Raw genomic sequence first — 21445 nt, forward strand, 5'->3', positions numbered from 1 at the left:
CCAGTCAACCAGCCGTGGGCTCAGGCGACGTGACGCTCGTAGTCGCGGTCACCACGTAACGGCATGAGGTGCTGCTCGACGATGCCCTCCGGGACCGTCTCGAGCCGCAGCACGCCGTACTCCTCCGGCCAGCTGCCGTCACGCGGGAGCTTGAAGCTGCCCATCAGCATGTCGACCACCGGCAGGTGGATCGCGTAGTTGCGGTCCCAGTAGTCGACGTGACGGGCGTGGTGCCAGTGGTGGTAGCGGGGCAGGACGACGAGGTACTCGAGCCAGCCGAAGCGGACCCCGATGTTGGCGTGGGCCACGACGGCCTGGAGACCGACGATGATGACGTAGGCGTTCATCGCCGGCGTCGAGAAGCCGAGGACCATCAGCGGCAGCAGGACGATGCTGCGGGTGAGCACCGTCTCGGCGAGGTGGACGCGGGAGCCGGCGAGCCAGTCGAGGTCGCGGCTGGAGTGGTGCACCGCGTGGAAGCGCCACAGGCTCGTGACCCGGTGGTAGGCGCGGTGGAGCACGGCCTGGGCGAGGTCGGCGACGAAGACGGCGAGCAGGACCTGCAGCCACAGGGGCAGGCCGACGACCAGCTCCTTGACCGGGTCGACGGCGATGGCGGCGGCGACCGTCGTCGTCGACGTCGTGACGACGATGAGGATCAGCTGGACGAGGACGTGGCTGAGGAAGAAGTAGCAGACGTCGGTGCGCCAGCCCCGGCGCAGCACGGGGTGCGGCCGGTGGGCGAGGTAGCGCTCGAGCGGGATGAAGACGAGCGCGGAGAAGACGAGCGAGAGGATGAACCAATCGACCCCGAGCGACCACGGGGTCGGCTCGATCTCGCCGAGCGGGATCGAGGAGCCACCCAGGAGCACGGCCACCGTGGCCGCGACGACACCGATGAAGGCGATGGGCCGTCGCTGCCCGGCGAGCACGGCGACCGTGCCGATGACGAAGGCCCCGATGATGCCGACGAGCAGCAGGCCACGAGCAAACCCCGAGGTGTAGACGGGGCGGAACTCCTGGCTCGTGAGCAGCTCGGGGAAGTGGAAGCACAGCACGGCGAGCAGGCTGAGCACGCCGAACCAGCAGGCGGTGTGCGGGAGCAGTCGAGCGTCCTTGGTGAGCATGACTCGACGGTAGGGACGACGAAGGGGGTCGCACATGGGGTCTGGTACTCAGCGGGGAATGCGTTGGGGGCCGCCCCCTTCGCGGGGATAGAGTTCGACGGGTGCCCGGCCGGGCACCGCGAACCGTCCCACAGGAGCCACCCGTGTCTGCCCAGATCACCATCAACGTCGCCGGAGACGAGCGATCGGTGGACCAGGGCACTACTGCCGCGGACCTCTTCGAGGGCGACGGGGCCGTGCTCGTCGCCCGGGTCAACGGCGAGCTGCGGGACCTCGCGCACGAGCTCGCCCAGGGCGATGTCGTCGAGCCGGTCACGGCGCAGGAGCAGGACGGCCTCGACGTGCTGCGGCACTCCACGGCCCACGTCCTGGCCCAGGCCGTGCAGCAGATCAACCCCTCCGCCAAGCTCGGCATCGGCCCGCCGATCCGCGACGGCTTCTACTACGACTTCGACGTCGAGGAGCCCTTCACCCCCGAGGACCTCAAGGCCCTCGACAAGGCGATGCAGCGGATCATCAACGAGGGCCAGACCTTCGTTCGCCGCGAGATCAGCGACGACGACGCGCTCGTCGAGCTGGCCGACGAGCCCTACAAGTGCGAGCTCATCGGCCTCAAGGGCGGCGCCTCCGAGGACGCTGCGGAGGGCGCTTCGGTCGAGGTGGGCGGCGCCCAGCTGACGATCTACGACAACGTCCGTCGCGACGGCACCCGCGCCTGGGGTGACCTGTGCCGCGGCCCGCACGTGCCGAGCACCAAGGTCATCGGCAATGCCTACAAGATCATGCGCAGCGCCGCGGCCTACTGGCGCGGCAGTGAGAAGAACCCGCAGCTGCAGCGCGTCTACGGCACGGCCTGGCCGACCAAGGACGAGCTCAAGGCCTATCTCGACCGCCTCGCCGAGGCCGAGAAGCGCGACCACCGCAAGCTCGGCCGCGAGCTCGACCTCTACTCCTTCCCCGACGAGATCGGCTCCGGCCTGCCCGTCTTCCACCCCAAGGGTGGCGTCATCAAGCGGGAGATGGAGGACTACGTCCGGCGGCGGCACATCGAGGAGGGCTTCGAGTACGTCGGGACCCCCCACATCGCCAAGGAGGGGCTCTTCCACACCTCCGGCCACCTCCCGTACTACGGCGAAGGCATGTATCCCCCCTTCGACGTCGACGGCATGGACTACCGCCTCAAGGCGATGAACTGCCCCATGCACAACCTCATCTACCGCAGCAAGCAGCGCTCCTACCGCGAGCTGCCGCTGCGGCTCTTCGAGTTCGGGCACGTCTACCGCCACGAGAAGTCCGGCGTCATCCACGGCCTGACCCGGGTGCGCGGCTTCGCGCAGGACGACAGCCACTCCTACGTCACCAAGGAGCAGGCGCCCGACGAGATCCGTCACCTGCTCGACTTCATCCTCGGGCTGCTGCGCGACTTCGGTCTCGACGACTTCTACCTCGAGCTGTCGACCCGCGACGAAGGGGGCGACAAGAGCTCGAAGTTCATCGGCAGCGACGAGGACTGGGCCGAGGCGACGTCCGTCCTCGAGCAGGTGTGCTCCGAGACCGGTCTCGAGCTCGTGCCCGACCCGGGCGGCGCGGCCTACTACGGCCCCAAGGTGTCGGTGCAGGCTCGTGACGCGATCGGCCGCACCTGGCAGATGAGCACGATCCAGTACGACTTCAACCAGCCGTCCGCGGACCGCTTCGCGCTCGAGTACCAGGCCGCCGACGGCTCCCGTCAGCAGCCGGTGATGATCCACTCGGCGAAGTTCGGCTCGATCGAGCGCTTCATCGGGGTGCTCGTCGAGCACTACGCCGGCGCCTTCCCGGTGTGGCTCTCGCCCGTCCAGGTGCTCGGGGTGCCGGTCGCCGAGGAGTACAACGACTACCTCTGGGACGTGCTGCAGCAGATGCGGGCGCAGGGGATCCGCGTCGAGCTCGACGAGAGCGACGACCGCTTCCCGAAGAAGATCCGCAATGCGAGCAAGTCCAAGGTGCCCTTCACCCTCATCGCCGGTGAGGAGGACCGCAGCAACAACGCGGTCTCCTTCCGCTACCGCGACGGGTCCCAGGAAAACGGGCTGCCGATCGAGACCGCGATCGCGCGCGTCCTCGCGGCCGTCGAGGCCAAGGACCAGGTGATGTCGGCCCCGAGCCTGACCAACCCCGGCCCGGATGCCGCCCCCGCCGGCACGATCTGAGGGATCGAGCCCACCGGAGGCTGCATTGCCCTACGGCAATGCAGCCTCCGGGCCGCGTTTCCCTAAAGAAATGCTCGTTCTTGGTTATGTTGCGGGCATGACGACGCGGATCCGCCCGATCGAGCGCGACGACGCGCTCTCGCTCGGCGCGCTGCGCCTCCAGCAGGACCGTGAGGCCGGGCGCACGCCACGGCCCGGCTTCCTCACCGAGTACGCCGATGCCCTCCTGGCCGACTTCGCCGCGCAGCGGGGCTGGATCGCGGAGGAGCCCGACGGTCGCCCGGTCGGGTGCGTCCTCGTCCACCCGGTGCGCAAGCTGCCGACGCTGAGCCACCCCGGGCGGCCGGAGTGGTGGTACGTCCAGCAGGTCTTCGTCACCGCCGACCGACGCCGCGAGGGGCTGGGCCGGCGCCTGCTGCACGCGGTGCAGGAGGCGGCGACCGCCGAGCGGGTGCGCTTCGTGCGGCTCAACTCGAGCGACGCGGGGCGACCGCTCTTCGACGCCACCGGCTTCGGCGACCCGACCGGCCGGCTGCGCGAGTGGGTCCCCCCGAAGGCCTGAGGTCAGCCCTGTGCGCCGTGCAGGCTCATGCTGGCGTTGGTGATCCGCTGCCGGTCGTCAAGGGTGAAGGTGACCGAGCCGGTCTCGTCCTGGAGCACGAGCTGAGGCCCCTGGTCGTCGACCGAGAAGCCTTCGCGGTGCTCCGCGAGACCCAGCACGGCCGAGCGGTGGTCGGTGATGATGCCGCTGGTGAGCACCGGCTCGATGCGCGAGGCGACCTGCATGAGGCTCGGCTCCGGGACGTCGATGCCCTCGAGCACCATGACGAGTCGGGTGCCGCCGCCGGCAATGACCGTGTAGTAGGGGGAGAGGCGCGTCGCCTCGACGCCCACGCAGGCCGCGAGGTGGCCCAGGTGGGCCGTCGTCGCCGCGATGTCGTCGCCGGCGTCGAAGGGCAGCTCCGGCGAGGTGAGGTCGGTGATGCCGAAGCGCTCTCCGAGCTCCTTGACCCGGCCGGCCACCTCGCCGCCACCCTGGGGGTGCGCCCAGCCCCAGAGCAACGACTTCGGCCCAGGTGCGACCGAGGCGATGAGGTGGGAGCGGGCGGTGAGGGTGCGCTCGGCGCCGACGAACTGCAGCGTCCCCTTCTGCAGGTCCCCGGCGATCTGGTGATCGCCGACCTGCTCCTCGAGCGTCTCGGCGAGCAGCGTCTGGCGGAGGGTGGCGTAGTAGGCGGCCCGGTTGGCGACATTTTGCAGTCCTGGATGCATGTCGCCATCCTGCCGGGGTCCGACCGGATGACGAAGGGGAGAACTCCCCTTCGCCGTGGGGCGTGACAGGATCGGGCCCATGACGCAGCACGACCACCCGACCGAGGACGATCGCTCCCTCGTGGGCGTGCCCGATGGCTTCGACCGGCTGTGGACGCCCCACCGGATGGCCTACGTGACGGGGGAGCGGCCCAGCGACGAGGCCGGGGACGGTTGCCCCTTCTGCGTCGCCCCCGACAAGGGCGACGCCGAGGGCCTCATCGTCCACCGGGGCGAAACCTGCTTCGTCGTCATGAACCTCTTTCCCTACAACGCCGGTCACGTCCTCGTCTGCCCCTACCGGCACGTCTCGCTCTACATCGACCTCACCGACGAGGAGACCCTGGAGTTCACCGCCCTGACCAAGGCGGCGATCCGGGCGCTGCAGGCCAGCTCCAACCCGCACGGCTTCAACCTCGGCATGAACCAGGGCGCCGTCGCCGGGGCGGGCGTCGCGGCCCACCTGCACCAGCACGTCATCCCGCGGTGGGGCGGCGACATGAACTTCCTGCCGATCGTCGCGCAGACCAAGGCGCTGCCGATCCTCCTCGAGGACGCGCGCGCCGCCCTGGCGGTGGCCTGGCCGGACGCCGGCAGCTGAGCCGACGGGGCCTGCATCACACTCCGGTGCGCCGTCAGGAGCACCGGCCCCGCGCAGTTACGCTTGACCCGCCATGCTCAACCGATACGCGCGCGCAGCCGTCACCCGGATCCTCACCCCGGTGGCGCGCCTGCTGCTCCGCCTGGGCATCAGCCCCGACGTCGTCACCATCCTCGGCACGCTCGGCGTCTGCCTGGGGGCGCTCGTCTTCTTCCCGCAGGGGCAACTGCTCGTCGGTGTCCTGGTCATCACCGCCTTCGTCTTCTCCGACACCATCGACGGGATCATGGCGCGCGAGCTCGGTCACTCGAGCAAGTGGGGCGCCTTCCTCGACTCCACGCTCGACCGCATCGGCGACGCGGCGATCTTCTCCGGCCTGACGATCTGGTACTTCCAGGGTGGCGACGACCGGCTCAAGGCGTGGCTCGCTCTCGCCTGTCTTGTCCTCGGCAGCGTCGTCTCCTACGCCCGGGCCCGGGCCGAGGGCCTGGGCATGCGGGCCGATGTCGGCATCGCCGAGCGAGCCGACCGGTTGGTGGCCACGCTCGTGACGACCGGTCTCGTCGGGCTGGGCCTGCCCGAGATCGTCCTCACGGTGGTGCTCGGCCTGCTCGCCGTCGCGAGCTTCGTCACGATCCTCCAGCGGGTCCTCCTCGTGCGCCAGCAGGTCATCGCCGCAGAGGCCGCCGGAACCACACCCTCGGGACCGTGAGCCGGCTGCGCCAGCGCGCCACCGTCCTCGCCTTCCTCCTGGCCTGGCGGGTGCTGCGGGTGCTGCCGTCCCGCGCGGCCTACGCGCTCTTCGACCTCGCCGCCGACCGGACCGTCGCGGGCAACGGCAGCTCCGTCCAGCGGCTGCGGGCCAACTACGCCCGGGTGCGCCCGGAGCTGGGGCCGCACGAGCTCGAGGCGCTCGTCGCCGAGGGGGTGCGAGCCTCCCTTCGCTACTACGTCGAGGCCTTCCGGCTGCCGTCCGTGAGCGGCGCCGACGTCGACTCCCTCGTGCGCTTCGAGGGCGCCTTGCCCGAGCTGAAGTCGCACCTGCTCGCCGGGCGACCGGTGCTGGCCTTCCTCGGCCACACCGGCAACTGGGACCTGGCGGGGGTGTGGTGCGCCCGTCACCTCGGCATCGTCGTCACGGTGGCCGAGCGGCTCGAGCCCGAGGAGATGTTCCGGGCCTTCCTCGACTACCGCGAGCAGCTGGGCATGGTCATTCACCCGGCCGAGCGGGGCACCTACGAGCGGCTGCGGGCACAGCTCGCGACGGGGGAGCCGGTCGTCATGCCGCTGCTCGCCGACCGCGATCTGTCGGCGAGCGGGGTCGAGGTCGACCTGTGCGGCCACCGCGCGCGGATGGCAGCCGGTCCGGCAGCCCTGGCCGTCGAGACCGGCCTGCCGCTCTACCCGGTCACCCTGCGGCACGAGCGGGTCGGTCGCCGGTGGGGCATGGTCGTGACGGTCCACGACGCGGTCACCGTCGCGCCCGCCGGCTCGCGCGACGCGGTCGCGCGCACGACCCAGGCCTGCGCCGACGCCTTCGGCAGCGCGATCACCCGGCACACCGCCGACTGGCACATGATGCAGCGGGTCTTCGTCGACGACCTCGACCCCGCACGCGACTGGGCGACCACGACCGCGGACCGGAGCGCCGCATGAGGGTCGGTCTGGTGAGCCCCTACTCCTTCGACGTGCCCGGGGGAGTGCAGTTCCACATCCGCGACCTCGCCGACTACCTCGCTCGGCACGGTCACGAGCCGTCGGTGCTCGCCCCCGCCGACGAGGGCACCGTCCTGCCCGAGCACGTCGTCCCGGCCGGTCGGGCCGTGCCGATCCGCTACAACGGCTCGACCGCCCGGCTGCTCTTCGGTCCGGTCGCGTCGGCCCGCGTGGGCCGCTGGCTCGAGGAAGGCGACTTCGACGTCGTGCACATCCACGAGCCGCTCGCGCCCAGCCTGTCGGTGCTCGCGCTGTGGGCAGCCACGAGCCCCGTCGTCGCCACCTTCCACACCTCCAACGTCCGCTCACGCGTCATGCAGGCCGCCTACCCGCTCCTGCGGCCGTCGTTGGAGAAGATCCACGGGCGCATCGCCGTCTCCGAGGACGCGCGGCGCACGGTCACCACCCACATCGGTGGGGACGCCGTCGTGATCCCTAACGGTGTCGACACCAGCGCCTTCGCCCGCGCCGAGCGTGACCCGCGGTGGACCGGCGCGCCCGGACGCCCGACGATCGTCTTCCTCGGTCGGATCGACGAGCCGCGCAAGGGGCTGCCGGTCCTCGCCGAGGCGATGCCCGCGGTCCTCGACGCCGTCCCCGGTGCGCGGCTGCTCGTCGTCGGCCCCGGCAGCGCCGAGGCGGCCCGGGCCAAGCTGCCCGAGCGCGTCGCGGCGGCCACCGAGTTCCTCGGAGCCCTGTCCGACGAGGACAAGGCGTCGGCCCTGGCATCCGCCGACCTCTACATCGCGCCCCACACCGGGGGAGAGAGCTTCGGGATCGTCCTCGTCGAGGCGATGGCGGCCGGCGCGCCGGTCCTCGCCAGCGACCTGGCGGCCTTCCAGCGGGTCCTCGACGGAGGGCGCGCCGGCATGGCAGGAGCCCTCTTCGGCAGCGAGCGTCCTGACGACCTCGCTGGCCGGGTCGTCGAGCTGCTCGGCGACCCAGAGCGACGCGCGACCCTCGCGCGACTGGGGCGGGAGCGCGCGCGGGCCTTCGACTGGGACGTCGTCGCCCGCGAGATCATCGCCGTCTACGAGACCGTCCTCGACGCGGGGCACCCCCGCGAGGTGACCCGGCTGCGGCCGGGACTGGGCCGGATCGGTGACCACGGGCCGCGTGGCCGGGCAGGAGAGCCATGGAGACGTTGAGCTGGATCGCCCTGACGCTCTGCGTCCTGCTCCTCCTCGCCTGGTACCTCTCCTACAGCGCCGCGCGGCTCGATCGCCTGCACGCCAAGGTCGAGGGCGCCCTGTCGGCCCTCGACGCGCACGTCGTGCGCCGGGCGGAGGCGAGCCTCGAGCTGGCCAACTCCGGCGCGGTCGACCCGGCGACGGGCTTCCTCCTGGCGGCCGCGGCGAGCGAGTCGCTGGAGCGGGTCAACGAGCGCACCTTCGAGGCCGACCTCCTCGAGGGACAGCACTTCGCCGGCCGGGAGTCGGTCGAGAGCGAGCTGACCGAGATCCTGCACGCGGCGCTGCCACCCGAGGTCACCCGCGACATCGAGGCGCAAGGGGACCCCGGAGCCGCTGCGCTCGAGCGCGTCCGCGAGGCGGGCCTGCGGGTGCAGCTCGCCCGTCGCTTCCACAACGACGCTGTCAAGGACGTCCAGCGGGTGCGGGCCAAGCGGGTGGTGCGCCTGTTCCGACTGGCCGGCCACGCCGACCTGCCGCAGACCGTGGAGTTCGACGACACGCTCCCGGGAGCCTGAGCGCCGCACAGCCGTCATGATCGGGGCATGTCGTCGCTGGTCCTCGGGGTGCTGTGCTTGCCTCCCCCTGCTGCTCGCCGCACTCGTCGCCGCGCTCCTGCTCGCGGTGCGCGGCGAGCGGGCCCGCCGGCGTCCCCTTCGTGGTGGGGCCGGGTACCGACCCGCGGAGACGACACCGGGCCACGTCGAGCCGCCGTCACCGAGCGGGCCCGGCCACCAGCTGCCCTGACGTCGGGCTCAGGCCGTGGCGGTCGCGGCGGCGACGATGTCGTCGGCGAGGGTCGCGGCCGAGGCCTCGTCGAGGTCGTGCACCGTGAGGCGCAGGTGCTGCGAAGGGGGTGCGCCCTCCGCCAGGCGGAACTCGTCTCCCGTGCGCACCAGCCAGCCACGCCGGGTCAGCCGATCGGCGACCTCCCGTGCCGCGACCGGCAGCGGGACCCACAGGCTGACGCCGTCACCGGGAGAGGTGGGCAGGCCACGCTCGGTGAGCAGCGCGGCGAAGGCGGCATTGCGCTCGGCGTAGTGCACCCCGGCGCGCTCGATGAGTGCGAGCGCGGAGGGGTCGGTGATCACCGCGTGGGTGATCCGCTGCAGCAGGTGGCTGACCCAGGTGGTCCCGGGGCTCAGGCGCATCTCGAGGCGGGCGGCGGTGTCGGCGTCGCAGGCCGTGACGGCCAGGCACATGTCGGGGCCGACGAACTTCGAGACCGAGCGCACCAGCGCCCAGCGCCGGTGATCGGGGCCGACGATGGAGTGGAAGGGCTGCTGGGACAGGTAGGAGAAGTAGTCGTCCTGGATGACGAGGACGTAGGGGTGGTCGGCGAGCACCTCGCGCAGCGCCGTGGCGCGGGCGGCACTCAGCGAGGAGCCGGTGGGGTTCTGGGCCCGCGGGGTGCACACGACCGCCCGCACACCCTGCTCGAGGGCGTGGCGCAGCCCCTCGACCGTCATGCCCTCGGCGTCGACCGGGACCGGGACCGCCCGGTAACCGCCGAGCTGGGCGAGATGGATGCTCGCGAGGAAGCACGGGTCCTCGAGCGCCACGGCGTCGTCGCGCAGCAGCGCCTGCGCGAGCAGGCGCTCGACGGCATCGACCGCGCCGCTCGTCAGGGTCAGCCGCACCTCTTCGGCCGGGACCGGGACGTCGGGGGCCATCCAGTCGAGCGCCCACGACCCGAGGTCCCGGTCGATCGTCGGCTCGCCGTAGAGCACGGGGCCGCGATCGGCGACGCTCGCCAGGGCCGGCGCGAGGTCGGGGATGAGTCGCGGATCGGGGTTGCCGGTGCCGACGTCGCGGAGCGCGCCGGCCGCGGCGAACCCCTCCTGGGGCACCCGGCTGCGTCGCGCCACCCGGGTCCCGGCGCGTCCCTGCGAGACGACGACCCCCGATCGGGCGAGGTCGCGGTAGGCGGCGACGGCGGTGTTGCGGTTGACGCCGAGCTGCTCGGCGAGGGCACGGACCGGCGGGAGGACCTCGCCGGGGGCCAGGTGGCCGCGCTCGACGAGGCCGCGGACGCTGTCGGCGATCTCGGCCGCGGTGCCGCCGGAGATCTGCGGCGTCTGGGTGCTCATCACGGGTGAGTCTAGGTGGTCCCGACCGCTCTGCGGACGTGGGCCGGGATATTGTCCTGTGCCGTGCTACGTTTTGGCCTAGATCAAATGGACGTCGCGACACGCGGCCCGACGAGGAGCACGACATGACCACCGAGACCCAGACCGAGACCGGGACCGCGCGCGTCAAGCGAGGCATGGCCGAGATGCTCAAGGGCGGCGTCATCATGGACGTCGTCACGCCGGAGCAGGCCAAGATCGCCGAGGATGCCGGCGCCGTCGCCGTCATGGCGCTCGAGCGGGTGCCGGCCGACATCCGCGCCCAGGGCGGCGTCTCCCGGATGAGCGACCCCGACATGATCGACGGCATCATCGAGGCCGTCTCGATCCCCGTCATGGCCAAGGCGCGCATCGGCCACTTCGTCGAGGCCCAGGTGCTGCAGTCCCTCGGGGTCGACTACATCGACGAGTCCGAGGTCCTCACCCCGGCCGACTACGCCAACCACATCGACAAGTGGAACTTCACCGTCCCCTTCGTCTGCGGGGCCACCAACCTCGGCGAGGCGCTGCGCCGCATCACCGAGGGCGCGGCGATGATCCGCTCGAAGGGGGAGGCCGGCACCGGCGACGTCTCCAACGCCACGACCCACATGCGCCAGATCCGTCAGGAGATCCGCCGCCTCCAGGGGCTGGCGGAGGACGAGCTCTACGTGGCGGCCAAGGAGCTGCAGGCCCCCTTCGAGCTGGTCAAGGAGGTCGCGACGGCCGGCAAGCTCCCGGTCGTCCTCTTCACCGCCGGTGGCATCGCCACCCCGGCCGACGCCGCGATGATGATGCAGCTGGGCGCCGAGGGCGTCTTCGTCGGCTCCGGGATCTTCAAGTCCGGCAACCCTGCGCAGCGGGCCGAGGCGATCGTCCGGGCGACGACCTTCTTCGACGACCCCGACACCCTGGCCAAGGTCTCCCGCGGGCTCGGTGAGGCGATGGTCGGGATCAACGTCGACGAGCCGGCCCGCTCGATCCAGTTCGCCGAGCGCGGCTGGTGACGACACCCACCGTCGGCGTCCTCGCCGTCCAGGGCGACGTCCGGGAGCACCGGACCGCCCTCGAGGCGGCGGGGGTGCGCACGGTCGCCGTGCGCCGGCCCGACGAGCTCGCGGCCGTCGACGGACTCGTTCTGCCCGGCGGGGAATCGACGACCATCGACAAGCTCACCCGGGTCTTCGGGCTGCGGGACCCCCTTCGCTCCCGCATCGCGGAGGGGCTGCCGGTCTACGGCAGCTGCGCCGGGATGATCCTGCTCGCCGACCGCCTGCTCGACGGGCACCCGCAGCAGCAGACCCTCGGCGGCCTCGACATCACGGTGCGGCGCAATGCCTTCGGCCGTCAGGTCGACTCCCACGAGACCGATCTCGAGGTGGCCGGCGTCGCCGGCGGGCCGGTGCGCGCGGTCTTCATCCGCGCTCCGTGGGTCGAGCAGGCCGGTCCCGACGTCGAGGTGCTCGCGAGCATCGAGGCGAAGGGGGAGTCCCGTCCCGTCGTCGTGCGGCAGGGGCACCTGCTGGCCACGAGCTTCCACCCCGAGGTGACCGGGGACCACCGCGTCCACGCGCTCTTCGTCGAGATGGTGCGGCGCGCCGCGTAGGATCGACCCTCGGACCACCTGCCAGCCACAACGAGGAGACAACGTGTCCGGCCACTCCAAGTGGGCAACCACGAAGCACAAGAAGGCGGCGATCGACGCCAAGCGCGGCAAGCTCTTCGCCAAGCTGATCAAGAACATCGAGGTCGCGGCGCGCACCGGTGGCGGCGACCCCACCGGCAACCCCACGCTCTACGACGCGATCCAGAAGGCGAAGAAGAGCTCGGTCCCCAATGACAACATCGACCGCGCCGTCAAGCGCGGCTCGGGCGCCGAGGCCGGTGGCGCCGACTGGGAGAACATCACCTACGAGGGCTACGCCCCCGGCGGTGTCGCCATCCTCATCGAGTGCCTCACCGACAACAAGAACCGCGCCGCCACCGAGGTGCGCACGGCCCTGTCGCGCAACGGCGGCAACCTCGCCGACCCCAACTCGGTGGCCTACCTCTTCAACCGCAAGGGCGTCGTCATGGTGCCCAAGGCGGAGAAGAGCGAGGACGACCTGCTCGAGATCGTGCTCGAGGCCGGCGCCGAGGAGATCAACGACTTCGGTGACTCGTGGCAGATCGTGTCCGAGGCGACCGACTTCGTCGCCGTCCGCACGGCGCTCCAGGAGGCCGGGGTCGACTACGACTCGGCCGAGGCCTCCTTCCTGCCGAGCATGCAGGTCCCGCTCGACAAGGAGGGCGCCAAGAAGATGATCCGCGTCGTCGAAGCCCTCGAGGACAGCGACGACGTCCAGGACGTCTTCACCAACGGCGACATCTCCGACGAGGTCCTCGCCGAGCTCGAGGCCGACGACTCCTGACCCGGCGTGTCGGCGGCGCCGGGTGCGCCGCCGACACGTAACCTCGACCAGAACACGTGTTCGAGTCGATCCCAGGAGGCCGCGGTGCGAGTGCTCGGCGTGGACCCCGGGCTGACCCGGTGCGGCCTGGGGGTCGTCGAGGGCGAGGCCCGCGCCCTGCGCATGGTCGCGGTCGGCGTCGTGCGGACCTCGAGCGAGCGGTCCACCGGTGACCGTCTGGCCTACGTCCAGGACGAGCTCGACGCCTGGCTCGACCGCTTCGAGCCCGATGCGATCGCCCTCGAGCGCGTCTACGCCGCCGACCACGTGCCCACGGTCATGACGACCGCCCAGGTCAGCGGCCTGGTCCACCTCGCCGGGGCCCGACGGGGGCTGCCGGTCACCCTGCACACGCCCACCGAGGTCAAGGCAGCCGTCTCCGGCTCCGGCCGGGCAGACAAGGCGCAGATCACGACGATGGTCACCCGCATCCTCTCTCTCTCCGAGGCCCCCCGACCCGCCGACGCGGCCGATGCGCTGGCGCTGGCCATCTGCCACCAGTGGCGGGGCGCCGGCTCGGCCCGCCGGGAGCTCGCCGCGGCGAGCGAGCGGGCGCGTCTGCGGTCGGTCGCCCGATGATCGCCTCGGTCACCGGCGCCGCACGGCGCGTCGGGCTCGACCGGGTGGTCGTCGACGTCCACGGCATCGGCCTGCTCGTCCACACCCCACCTGCCGTGGCCGCCTCGGCACGCGTCGGCCAGCCGGTCGAGCTCGCGACGAGCATGATCGTGCGCGAGGACTCGATGACCCTGTACGGGTTCGCCAGCGCCGACGAGCGCGACACCTTCGAGCTGGCCCAGACGGTCACCGGGGTCGGCCCGCGGGTGGCCATGGCGCTGTTGTCCGTGCTCAGCCCCCTCGAGCTGGCGGCCGCGGTCGCGGCCGACGACATCGCGACCCTCACCAAGGTCCCCGGCATCGGCAAGAAGGGTGCCGAGCGCATCGCCCTCGAGCTGCGGGGCAAGCTGCCCGAGGTGCCCGGCGGTGCCGCTGGGGCCGCGGCTGCTGCCGCGCCCGCCGCGGCCTGGCAGGAGCAGGTGTCCGAGGCGCTCGTCGGGCTCGGCTACTCGGCCAAGCAGTCCGCCGAGGCCGTGGCCACGGTCACCGACGAGCACGGCCCGGGTGACGTCTCCGGCGCCCTGCGCGCCGCGCTGCAGGTGCTCGCCCGATGAGTGGCTTCAGCTCCGAGATGCGCGTCGCCGACGACGAGGACCCACGCGCCGGCGACGGCTCCTACGACGCGACCGCCCGCATCGTCGACGCGGGCGGCACCGACGACGACACCACCGTCGAGGCGGCGCTGCGGCCGCGTCGGCTCGACGAGTTCCCCGGCCAGCCCAAGGTGCGCGACCAACTCGGTCTCGTGCTCGAGGCCGCCCGTCGGCGCGGCGCCCCGCCCGACCACGTGCTGCTGTCCGGGCCGCCCGGTCTGGGCAAGACGACGCTGGCGATGATCGTCGCCGCCGAGCTCGAGCAGCCGATCCGGGTCACCTCGGGCCCCGCGATCCAGCACGCCGGCGACCTGGCCTCGGTGCTCTCCTCGCTCGCCGAGGGCGAGGTGCTCTTCCTCGACGAGATCCACCGCATGTCCCGGCCTGCCGAGGAGATGCTCTACCTGGCGATGGAGGACTTCCGGGTCGACGTCGTCGTCGGCAAGGGCCCGGGCGCGACCGCCATCCCGCTCGAGCTGCCTCCCTTCACCGTCGTCGGTGCGACGACGCGCGCCGGCCTGCTGCCGGCGCCCCTGCGCGACCGCTTCGGCTTCACCGGCCACCTCGACTTCTACGAGGTCGCCGACCTCGAGCGGATCCTCGCGCGCAGCGCCCGACTGCTCGGGGTCACGGCCGACGACGACGCCCTGGCCGAGATCGCGCTGCGCTCCCGCGGCACACCCCGCATCGCCAACCGCCTGCTGCGACGGGTCCGTGACTGGGCCCAGGTCCACGGCACCGGGCAGGTCGACGTCAACGCCGCGCAGGCCGCGCTGGCGCTCTTCGACGTCGACGAGGCCGGGCTCGACCGGCTCGACCGGGCCGTGCTCGACGCCCTGTGCCGGCGCTTCGGCGGTGGGCCGGTCGGCCTGTCGACCCTGGCCGTCGCCGTGGGGGAGGAGACCGACACCGTCGAGACCGTCGCCGAGCCCTATCTCGTGCGTCAGGGCTACATCGTGCGCAGCCCGCGCGGCCGCATCGCCACCCCCGCGGCCTGGCAGCACCTCGGGCTCACGCCACCAGCGGGGGAGCAGGGGGGCCTCCCCTTCGTCGACGGCCCCGACACCGGTCGACTCGGCTGAGCCGACGACGGAACCCCACGCCCCGCCGTGTCCGTTGGTGAGGGCAACAGCCCTGACCTAGACTCGGCCACTGGCTCGGGAGACCCCGAGCCACTGCGACGTCAGCTGACCGACCAGTCCCGACCCAGGAAGTCCGCACCCATGAACCAAGGCTCGCAGACCGCCAGCCTGATCCTGCTGATCCTCCCGCTCGTCCTCATCGGATTCATGCTCTGGAGCGCGCGGCGACGGCAGAAGACCATGGCGGACTTCTCCGCCTCCCTGCAGGTCGGGGAAGAGGTCGTGACGACCTCGGGCATCTTCGGGCGGATCACCGAGGTCGAGGACGACCGGGTGCGCCTCGAGGCCGCCCCGGGCGTCGTGCTCACCCTCGACCGACGCGCCATCGGCGCCAAGGTTGCGCCGGACGGGGACGTCACCACCGACACCGACGGGCGGGACTGACATGGCCGAGCGCCGACGCACCCAGGACGTCGCCCGCAAGGACAACGCCAAGCGCACCCTGATGTGGCTCTTCGCCTTCATCATCATGCTCACCGGCGCGCTGGGCTACGGCGTGTGGAAGAAGGACGCCTCGTGGACGCCCGCGCTCGGGCTCGACCTCGAGGGCGGCTTTCAGTTCATCCTCTCGCCGCGCACCACCGACGGCGGCTCGGTCTCCCAGCAGCAGCTCGAGGAGGCCCGCGACATCATCGTCCAGCGCATCGACGCGCAGGGTACCTCCGGCGCCGAGGTGACCACGCAGGGCTCGTCCAACATCGTCGTCGCCATGCCCGGTGTGCCGACGAAGGAGCAGCAGGACGCGATCGCCGCGTCGTCGCAGATGCAGTTCCGCCCGGTGCTCGCCACCGACATCGGTGACCCCGAGGCTGCCCAGCCGCAGCCGTCCGCCTCGAGCTCCTCCGGGTCGGGGTCCTCCGGCTCGGGGTCCTCGAGCTCGAGCAGCTCCAGCGCCCAGCCGAGCGCGAGCCGGAGCAGCTCGACGCCGGCCTCGCGCAACCAGGAGCGCACCGCCGAACCCACCCCGAGCTCGTCGGGCAGCGGGTCGGGCACGTCGTCGCCGAGCTCGTCCGCCTCGGCCCCGTCGAGCAGCTCGACGGCCGCACCGACCGGCACCGACCCCTCGGCCGACTCCTGGAAGCCCACGGGCGAGCCCACGAGCGCGACCGACCCCAACCACATCTCGACCAAGCTCTGGCGCGAGTTCCAGGACCTCAACTGCGCCAAGCCTCCGGAGGACCAGCCCGTCGGCAAGACCGACGAGGCGATCGTCGCGTGCAAGGACGACGGCAGCCTCAAGTACGTCCTCGGTCCGGTCGTCGTCGCCGGCACCGAGATCGCCGACGCCGAGGCCGGCTATCGGGTCGGCCCGCAGGGCCAGCAGACCAACGAGCCCGAGATCCAGTTGACGCTCACGAGCAAGGGCCGCAAGGAGTACGGCGACGTCTCGAAGCAGATGGTCAAGCTGCCGGGGCTCAACCCGGCCAGCCCGACCAACCCGCCGGGCTCCTACAACGCCCTGGCGGCCGTCCTCGACTCCAAGGTGCTCATCGACCCGGGCTTCAACGAGGCCATCCCCAACGGCCAGGCGAGCATCTCCGGCTTCTCGATCGACGAGGCCCGGTCGCTGGCCAAGTCGCTGAAGTTCGGTGCCCTGCCGCTGTCCTTCGACGTGCAGAGCCGTCAGGAGATCAGCCCGACCCTCGGCTCCGAGCAGCTGCGCTACGGCATCATCGCCGGCCTCATCGGCCTCTTCGTCGTGCTGCTCTACGCGCTCCTGCAGTACCGTGCGCTCTCGGTCGTCGTCATCGGCTCGATGCTCGTGGCCTTCGGCATCACCTATCTGGCGATCGCGCTGCTGGCGTGGGGTTACAACTATCGCCTCGACATGGCCGGCGTGACCGGTCTGATCATCGCCATCGGCGTGACAGCCGACTCCTTCATCGTCTACTTCGAGAGAGTGAGGGACGAGCTGCGCGAAGGGAGGAACCTGCGGGCCGCGGTCGAGGCCGGCTGGGCCCGGGCCAAGGGCACGATTCTCGTCGCCGACGGCGTCAACCTCATCGCCGCTGTCGTGCTCTACGTCCTCGCCAGCTCGGGTGTGCGTGGCTTCGCCTTCACCCTGGGCCTGACGACGCTCATCGACCTCGCGATCTTCTGGCTCTTCACGCACCCGCTGCTGACGATCCTCGCCCGCAACAAGTTCTTCGCCTCCGGTCACAAGTGGTCGGGCTTCGACGTCGACACGCTGCGTGAGGCCAAGGTCCGATACAAGGGCCGCGGCAACTTCGACATCGACAACCCGGTCGCCGTGCCGGCCGAAGGGAGCGCCCGATGAGTCGCATGGCGCAGTGGGGCAACGACCTCTACACCGGCGACCGGTCGATCGACTTCGTCGGCAAGTCCAAGACCTGGTACATCGCCTCGGCCGTCATCATGGCGGTCGCCGCACTCGGCTTCGTCGTCCAGGGGCTCAACCTCAGCCTCGAGTTCACCGGCGGTTCGGAGTTCCGCGTCGTCACCCAGGGGGCGCCGGCCTCCTACGAGGACGACGCGACCTCGGCCGTCCGTGAGGTCGCCGGTGGCTCCGCCTCGGCCAATGTCACCACCATCGGCGGCGACACGATCCGGGTGCAGACCGAGGAGCTCGACGGCGACGAGTCGCGCGAGGTCGCCCGCGAGCTGGCCAGCACCTTCGGCGTGGCCCAGTCCGAGGTCAGCTCCAACTTCATCGGCCCCTCGTGGGGTGCCTCGGTGAGCCAGCAGGCCCTGCGGGCGCTGGTCGTCTTCCTCGTCATCACCACGGCCCTGATGGCGCTGTACTACCGCAACTGGAAGATGGCCGTCGCCTCGATGGTCGCGCTGGCCCACGACATGCTCATCACCGTCGGGATCTACACGTGGACCGGCTTCGAGGTCTCGCCGGCCACGCTCATCGGCTTCCTCACCGTCCTGGGCTACTCGCTCTACGACACCGTGGTCGTCTTCGACCACGTCAAGGAAAACACCCGGGCGGCCTTCCAGAACAAGCGCTCGACCTTCGCCCACGCCGCCAACCTCGCGGTCAACCAGACCCTGGTCCGCTCGATCAACACCACGGTCATCGCGGTCCTGCCGATCGTCGCCGTGCTCATCATCGGCTTCGCCAAGCTCGGCCCCGGCACGCTGCTCGACCTGTCGCTCGCGCTCTTCATCGGCATGACCGTCGGTGCCTTCTCCTCGGTCTTCATCGCCACCCCGCTGCTCGTCGACCTGCGCCGCAAGGACGCCGACGTCGTCGCGCTCGACAAGGCCGCGGGCAAGCACCACAAGGCCTCCGCCGTGCGCGAGCGCGTGCCGGCGAGGGTGAGCGCCGGCGCCGGCGCTGCGGCAGGCTCGGCGGCTGGTGGTGCGGACGACGGCTCGGCCGTCACCGAGGCGCCCTCCCGTGCCACCTCGACCACCGAGGGGACCTCCCCTTCGTCGTCGGAGGAGTCGGGCGAGGGCCAGACGGTCACCGGCCGCAAGGTGCACAAGTACGCGCAGTCCGGGCCGCGCAACCAGCCGAAGAAGACCGCGCGCAACCGCCGGGGCAAGGGGTGAGCCTGCCGACGCGCGAGGTCGACGCGACGCTGCGCAACCGTATCCTCGACGCGCTGCGCGACATCCCGGACTTCCCCGAGCCGGGGGTGACCTTCAAGGACATCACGCCGCTGCTCGCGGATGCGGCGCTCTTCGCCGACGTCGTCGCCGAGCACGCTCGGCCCTGGGACGGTCGGGTCGATGCCGTCGCCGGTCTGGAGGCGAGGGGCTTCATCTTCGGCGCGGCCGTGGCCGTGCACCTGGGCGTGGGCTTCGTGCCGGTGCGCAAGGCGGGCAAGCTGCCCGGCCGCACGGTGGGTCTGGACTACGACCTCGAGTACGGCAGTGCCCGGATCGAGGTGCACGACGACGCGATCGCGCCCGGCGCCCGGGTGCTCGTCGTCGACGACGTCCTGGCGACCGGTGGCACCGCGGCTGCCGCGTGCCGGCTGCTCGAGTCCTGCGGCGCAGAGGTGCCCGGCGTCGAGGTGCTCGTCGAGATCGCCGTACTCGGTGGACACACCGCCCTGACGGGTCGTGACGTCCGGAGCCTCGTCACGGTCTAGGCTCACTCCATGAGCGAGCGCAACACCGGCAGCAGCGGATTTTCACCGCGGTCGCTGGCGCGTGCCTCGCTGGCGCGCATCGGCAGCGGCCGCGCCGCGACGCCCGGCGTACTCGACCCCCTGCTGCAGATCGTGCGGCAGAACCATCCCAAGGCCGACGTCTCGATCATCGAGCGCGCCTACGCCGTCGCCGAGCGGGCGCACCGCGGGCAGGTCCGCAAGAGCGGCGACCCCTACATCACTCACCCGCTCGCCGTGACGACGATCCTCGCCGAGCTCGGCATGACGCCGGTGACGCTCGCGGCGGCACTGCTGCACGACACCGTCGAGGACACCGACTACAGCCTCGAGGACCTCGAGGAGGAGTTCGGGGCGGAGGTGGCCAAGCTGGTCGACGGGGTGACCAAGCTCGACAAGGTCACCTACGGCGACAACGCCCAGGCCGAAACGGTGCGCAAGATGATCGTCGCGATGGCGCGCGACATCCGGGTGCTCGTCATCAAGCTCGCCGACCGGCTGCACAATGCGCGCACCTGGCGCTACGTCTCACCTGCCTCGGCCCAGCGCAAGGCGCAGGAGACGCTCGAGATCTACGCGCCCCTGGCGCACCGGCTCGGCATGAACACCATCAAGTGGGAGCTCGAGGACCTCTCCTTCGCCACGCTCTACCCCAAGGTCTACGAGGAGATCGTCAGTCTCGTCGCCGAGCGGGCGCCGGCACGGGAGGAGTACCTCACGACGGTGCGCTCCCAGGTCGTCACCGACCTGCGCGAGGCGCGGATCAAGGCCGTGGTGACGGGCCGTCCCAAGCACTACTACTCCGTCTACCAGAAGATGATCGTCGGCGGCCGAGAGTTCGGGGAGATCTACGACCTCGTCGCCGTGCGCGTCCTCGTCGACACGGTGCGCGACTGCTATGCGGCGCTCGGCGCCCTGCACGCCCGGTGGAACCCCCTGCCCGGACGCTTCAAGGACTACATCTCGCTGCCGAAGTTCAACATGTACCAGTCGCTGCACACGACGGTCATCGGGCCGCAGGGCAAGCCGGTCGAGATCCAGATCCGCACACACCAGATGCACCGGCGGGCCGAGTACGGCGTCGCCGCGCACTGGAAGTACAAGGACCAGGGCAGCCCCGACGGCGGTCGCGTCGACGACGGCCAGGTGGGGGAGATGGCGTGGTTGCGCCAGCTGCTCGACTGGCAGAAGGAGACCTCCGACCCCAGCGAGTTCCTCGACTCGCTGCGCTACGAGATCAACACCCAGGAGGTCTACGCCTTCACCCCCAAGGGACAGGTCATCGCCCTGCCGGCCGGGTCGACGGCGGTGGACTTCGCCTATGCGGTGCACACCGAGGTCGGTCACCGGTGCATCGGTGCCCGGGTCAACGGCCGGCTCGTCCCGCTCGACTCGCCCCTCGACAACGGTGACGCCGTCGAGATCCTCACCTCCAAGGCCGAGGGTGCGGGGCCGTCTCGCGACTGGCTCAACTTCGTGCGCTCGGCACGGGCCCGCAACAAGATCAAGCACTGGTTCACCAAAGAACGCCGTGAGGAGATGGTCGACGCCGGCAAGGAGGCCATCGCCAAGGTCGTGCGCAAGCAGAACCTCCCGCTGCACCGCATCCTCACCGTCGAGAGCCTCACCGCCGTCGCGAGCGAGCTGCGTCGTCAGGACGTCGACGGGTTGTACGCCGCGGTCGGCGAGGGGCACGTCTCGGCGCAGCACGTCGTCTCCCGGCTCATCGCCACGGCCGGGGGAGAGGACGGGGCGACCGAGGACCTCGCCGAGGCGACGATGCCCGGCCCGATCGGTCGACCACGCAGCACCAACGACCCGGGTGTGGTCGTCAAGGGCGTCGACGACCTGTGGGTCAAGCTCGCCAAGTGCTGCACGCCCGTGCCGGGCGACGAGATCATGGGCTTCATCACCCGGGGCAACGGCGTCTCGGTCCACCGGGTCGACTGCCCCAATGCCTCGTCGCTGAAGAAGGAGGCCGAGCGGCTCATCGAGGTCGAGTGGGCCCCCAGCAGCACGAGCCTCTTCCTCGTGCAGGTGCAGGTCGAGGCCCTCGACCGGGCGGGGCTGCTCTCCGATGTCACTCGGGTGTTGTCCGAGAGCGGCGTCAACATCCTCTCGGCTGCCGTGCACACCTCCCGCGACCGGGTGGCCGTCCTACGGTTCACCTTCGAGATGGGCGATGTCGCCCACCTGAGCCACGTAGTGGACCAGGTCAAGCGGATCGAGTCGGTCTTCGACTGCTTCCGCATCACGGGTGGGTCGAGCAAGAAGGGGTGAGCCTGCGCCACCCCTCCTCGCCGCCCGAGTGA

At 71.2% G+C, this 21445-nt stretch carries 22 protein-coding genes; 19 read left to right on the top strand and 3 right to left on the bottom strand.

Annotated features, from left to right (window positions below):
• Window positions 1-20: 20 nt before the first annotated feature.
• Window positions 21-1127: a sterol desaturase family protein gene (locus B9B60_RS15250; protein ID WP_234993893.1), complete on the bottom strand. Its 1107-nt coding sequence runs from the start codon at window positions 1125-1127 to the stop codon at window positions 21-23.
• A 143-nt stretch (window positions 1128-1270) separates the two neighbouring features.
• Here B9B60_RS15250 and thrS point away from each other — a divergent pair, with 143 nt between their 5' ends.
• Window positions 1271-3319 carry a threonine--tRNA ligase gene (gene thrS, locus B9B60_RS15255; RefSeq protein ID WP_084452746.1) on the top strand — a complete coding sequence of 683 codons (2049 nt, stop codon included), beginning with the start codon at window positions 1271-1273 and terminating at the stop codon, window positions 3317-3319.
• Between the two features lie 97 nt (window positions 3320-3416).
• Window positions 3417-3881, top strand: a complete 465-nt coding sequence (locus tag B9B60_RS15260; RefSeq protein ID WP_159451230.1) for a GNAT family N-acetyltransferase — start codon at window positions 3417-3419, stop codon at window positions 3879-3881.
• Between the two features lie 2 nt (window positions 3882-3883).
• Here B9B60_RS15260 and B9B60_RS15265 read toward each other — a convergent pair whose 3' ends face one another.
• Window positions 3884-4591 carry a DUF6882 domain-containing protein gene (locus tag B9B60_RS15265; protein ID WP_084452749.1) on the bottom strand — a complete coding sequence of 236 codons (708 nt, stop codon included), beginning with the start codon at window positions 4589-4591 and terminating at the stop codon, window positions 3884-3886.
• 79 nt (window positions 4592-4670) lie between these two features.
• Here B9B60_RS15265 and B9B60_RS15270 point away from each other — a divergent pair, with 79 nt between their 5' ends.
• The 6 genes from B9B60_RS15270 to B9B60_RS17005 all read left to right on the top strand — a co-directional run bounded on the left by B9B60_RS15270 (window position 4671) and on the right by B9B60_RS17005 (window position 8884).
• Window positions 4671-5231, top strand: a complete 561-nt coding sequence (locus tag B9B60_RS15270) for an HIT family protein (RefSeq protein WP_084452751.1) — start codon at window positions 4671-4673, stop codon at window positions 5229-5231.
• 73 nt (window positions 5232-5304) lie between these two features.
• Entirely contained in the window at window positions 5305-5943 is a 639-nt protein-coding gene (pgsA, locus tag B9B60_RS15275; protein ID WP_084452753.1) for a phosphatidylinositol phosphate synthase, read from the top strand.
• Window positions 5940-6887 carry a phosphatidylinositol mannoside acyltransferase gene (locus tag B9B60_RS15280; RefSeq protein ID WP_084452755.1) on the top strand — a complete coding sequence of 316 codons (948 nt, stop codon included), beginning with the start codon at window positions 5940-5942 and terminating at the stop codon, window positions 6885-6887. Before pgsA ends, B9B60_RS15280 begins: the two co-directional genes overlap by 4 nt.
• Window positions 6884-8095: a glycosyltransferase family 4 protein gene (locus B9B60_RS15285; protein ID WP_084452757.1), complete on the top strand. Its 1212-nt coding sequence runs from the start codon at window positions 6884-6886 to the stop codon at window positions 8093-8095. The genes B9B60_RS15280 and B9B60_RS15285 overlap by 4 nt, the downstream gene beginning before the upstream one ends.
• Window positions 8083-8655 carry a hypothetical protein gene (locus tag B9B60_RS15290; protein ID WP_200811247.1) on the top strand — a complete coding sequence of 191 codons (573 nt, stop codon included), beginning with the start codon at window positions 8083-8085 and terminating at the stop codon, window positions 8653-8655. The genes B9B60_RS15285 and B9B60_RS15290 overlap by 13 nt, the downstream gene beginning before the upstream one ends.
• 16 nt (window positions 8656-8671) lie before the next feature.
• Window positions 8672-8884 (top strand): hypothetical protein, encoded by a 213-nt coding sequence (locus B9B60_RS17005; protein ID WP_143445617.1) that lies wholly within the window; start codon window positions 8672-8674, stop codon window positions 8882-8884.
• Between the two features lie 8 nt (window positions 8885-8892).
• On the opposite strand, the gene B9B60_RS15295 is transcribed toward B9B60_RS17005, so the two are convergent.
• Window positions 8893-10227, bottom strand: coding sequence for an aminotransferase class I/II-fold pyridoxal phosphate-dependent enzyme (locus B9B60_RS15295; protein WP_084452758.1), 1335 nt, complete (start codon window positions 10225-10227; stop codon window positions 8893-8895).
• A 125-nt stretch (window positions 10228-10352) separates the two neighbouring features.
• On the opposite strand from B9B60_RS15295, the gene pdxS reads away from it, so the two are divergent.
• The 11 genes from pdxS (at window position 10353) to B9B60_RS15350 (ending at window position 21413) form a co-directional block, all read left to right on the top strand.
• Entirely contained in the window at window positions 10353-11252 is a 900-nt protein-coding gene (gene pdxS, locus B9B60_RS15300) for a pyridoxal 5'-phosphate synthase lyase subunit PdxS (protein ID WP_084452759.1), read from the top strand.
• Entirely contained in the window at window positions 11249-11851 is a 603-nt protein-coding gene (pdxT, locus tag B9B60_RS15305; RefSeq protein WP_084452760.1) for a pyridoxal 5'-phosphate synthase glutaminase subunit PdxT, read from the top strand. The genes pdxS and pdxT overlap by 4 nt, the downstream gene beginning before the upstream one ends.
• A 43-nt stretch (window positions 11852-11894) precedes the next feature.
• Window positions 11895-12656, top strand: coding sequence for a YebC/PmpR family DNA-binding transcriptional regulator (locus B9B60_RS15310; RefSeq protein WP_084452761.1), 762 nt, complete (start codon window positions 11895-11897; stop codon window positions 12654-12656).
• Window positions 12657-12740: 84 nt separating this feature from the next.
• The gene (ruvC, locus tag B9B60_RS15315) at window positions 12741-13274 is read left to right on the top strand and encodes a crossover junction endodeoxyribonuclease RuvC (protein ID WP_072624520.1); all 534 of its coding nucleotides are present in this window, start codon (window positions 12741-12743) and stop codon (window positions 13272-13274) included.
• Window positions 13271-13867 carry a Holliday junction branch migration protein RuvA gene (gene ruvA / locus B9B60_RS15320; protein WP_084452762.1) on the top strand — a complete coding sequence of 199 codons (597 nt, stop codon included), beginning with the start codon at window positions 13271-13273 and terminating at the stop codon, window positions 13865-13867. The genes ruvC and ruvA overlap by 4 nt, the downstream gene beginning before the upstream one ends.
• Window positions 13864-14988: a Holliday junction branch migration DNA helicase RuvB gene (gene ruvB, locus B9B60_RS15325; RefSeq protein ID WP_234993894.1), complete on the top strand. Its 1125-nt coding sequence runs from the start codon at window positions 13864-13866 to the stop codon at window positions 14986-14988. Before ruvA ends, ruvB begins: the two co-directional genes overlap by 4 nt.
• A gap of 141 nt (window positions 14989-15129) precedes the next feature.
• Window positions 15130-15432: a preprotein translocase subunit YajC gene (yajC, locus tag B9B60_RS15330; protein ID WP_084452765.1), complete on the top strand. Its 303-nt coding sequence runs from the start codon at window positions 15130-15132 to the stop codon at window positions 15430-15432.
• Window position 15433: 1 nt separating this feature from the next.
• Window positions 15434-17326, top strand: coding sequence for a protein translocase subunit SecD (gene secD, locus B9B60_RS15335; protein WP_084452767.1), 1893 nt, complete (start codon window positions 15434-15436; stop codon window positions 17324-17326).
• On the top strand, window positions 17323-18570 hold the full coding sequence (gene secF / locus B9B60_RS15340; protein ID WP_234993895.1) for a protein translocase subunit SecF: 1248 nt from the start codon (window positions 17323-17325) through the stop codon (window positions 18568-18570). The genes secD and secF overlap by 4 nt, the downstream gene beginning before the upstream one ends.
• Window positions 18567-19115 (top strand): adenine phosphoribosyltransferase, encoded by a 549-nt coding sequence (locus tag B9B60_RS15345; protein ID WP_084452772.1) that lies wholly within the window; start codon window positions 18567-18569, stop codon window positions 19113-19115. Before secF ends, B9B60_RS15345 begins: the two co-directional genes overlap by 4 nt.
• Window positions 19116-19124: 9 nt before the next feature.
• Window positions 19125-21413: a RelA/SpoT family protein gene (locus B9B60_RS15350; RefSeq protein WP_084452774.1), complete on the top strand. Its 2289-nt coding sequence runs from the start codon at window positions 19125-19127 to the stop codon at window positions 21411-21413.
• Window positions 21414-21445: the final 32 nt, after the last annotated feature.

It is taken from the genome of Janibacter indicus, from assembly GCF_900176385.1.
Classification (GTDB): Bacteria; Actinomycetota; Actinomycetes; order Actinomycetales; family Dermatophilaceae; genus Janibacter; species Janibacter indicus.

Coding starts and splice junctions, on each gene's coding strand:
- B9B60_RS15250 (WP_234993893.1), bottom strand. CDS start 1,127: ATGCTCACCAAGGACGCTCGACTGCTCCCGCACACCGCCTGCTGGTTC.
- B9B60_RS15260 (WP_159451230.1), top strand. CDS start 3,417: ATGACGACGCGGATCCGCCCGATCGAGCGCGACGACGCGCTCTCGCTC.
- B9B60_RS15265 (WP_084452749.1), bottom strand. CDS start 4,591: ATGCATCCAGGACTGCAAAATGTCGCCAACCGGGCCGCCTACTACGCC.
- B9B60_RS15270 (WP_084452751.1), top strand. CDS start 4,671: ATGACGCAGCACGACCACCCGACCGAGGACGATCGCTCCCTCGTGGGC.
- pgsA (WP_084452753.1), top strand. CDS start 5,305: ATGCTCAACCGATACGCGCGCGCAGCCGTCACCCGGATCCTCACCCCG.
- B9B60_RS15285 (WP_084452757.1), top strand. CDS start 6,884: ATGAGGGTCGGTCTGGTGAGCCCCTACTCCTTCGACGTGCCCGGGGGA.
- B9B60_RS15290 (WP_200811247.1), top strand. CDS start 8,083: ATGGAGACGTTGAGCTGGATCGCCCTGACGCTCTGCGTCCTGCTCCTC.
- B9B60_RS17005 (WP_143445617.1), top strand. CDS start 8,672: ATGATCGGGGCATGTCGTCGCTGGTCCTCGGGGTGCTGTGCTTGCCTC.
- B9B60_RS15295 (WP_084452758.1), bottom strand. CDS start 10,227: ATGAGCACCCAGACGCCGCAGATCTCCGGCGGCACCGCGGCCGAGATC.
- pdxS (WP_084452759.1), top strand. CDS start 10,353: ATGACCACCGAGACCCAGACCGAGACCGGGACCGCGCGCGTCAAGCGA.
- ruvA (WP_084452762.1), top strand. CDS start 13,271: ATGATCGCCTCGGTCACCGGCGCCGCACGGCGCGTCGGGCTCGACCGG.
- ruvB (WP_234993894.1), top strand. CDS start 13,864: ATGAGTGGCTTCAGCTCCGAGATGCGCGTCGCCGACGACGAGGACCCA.
- yajC (WP_084452765.1), top strand. CDS start 15,130: ATGAACCAAGGCTCGCAGACCGCCAGCCTGATCCTGCTGATCCTCCCG.
- secD (WP_084452767.1), top strand. CDS start 15,434: ATGGCCGAGCGCCGACGCACCCAGGACGTCGCCCGCAAGGACAACGCC.
- secF (WP_234993895.1), top strand. CDS start 17,323: ATGAGTCGCATGGCGCAGTGGGGCAACGACCTCTACACCGGCGACCGG.
- B9B60_RS15350 (WP_084452774.1), top strand. CDS start 19,125: ATGAGCGAGCGCAACACCGGCAGCAGCGGATTTTCACCGCGGTCGCTG.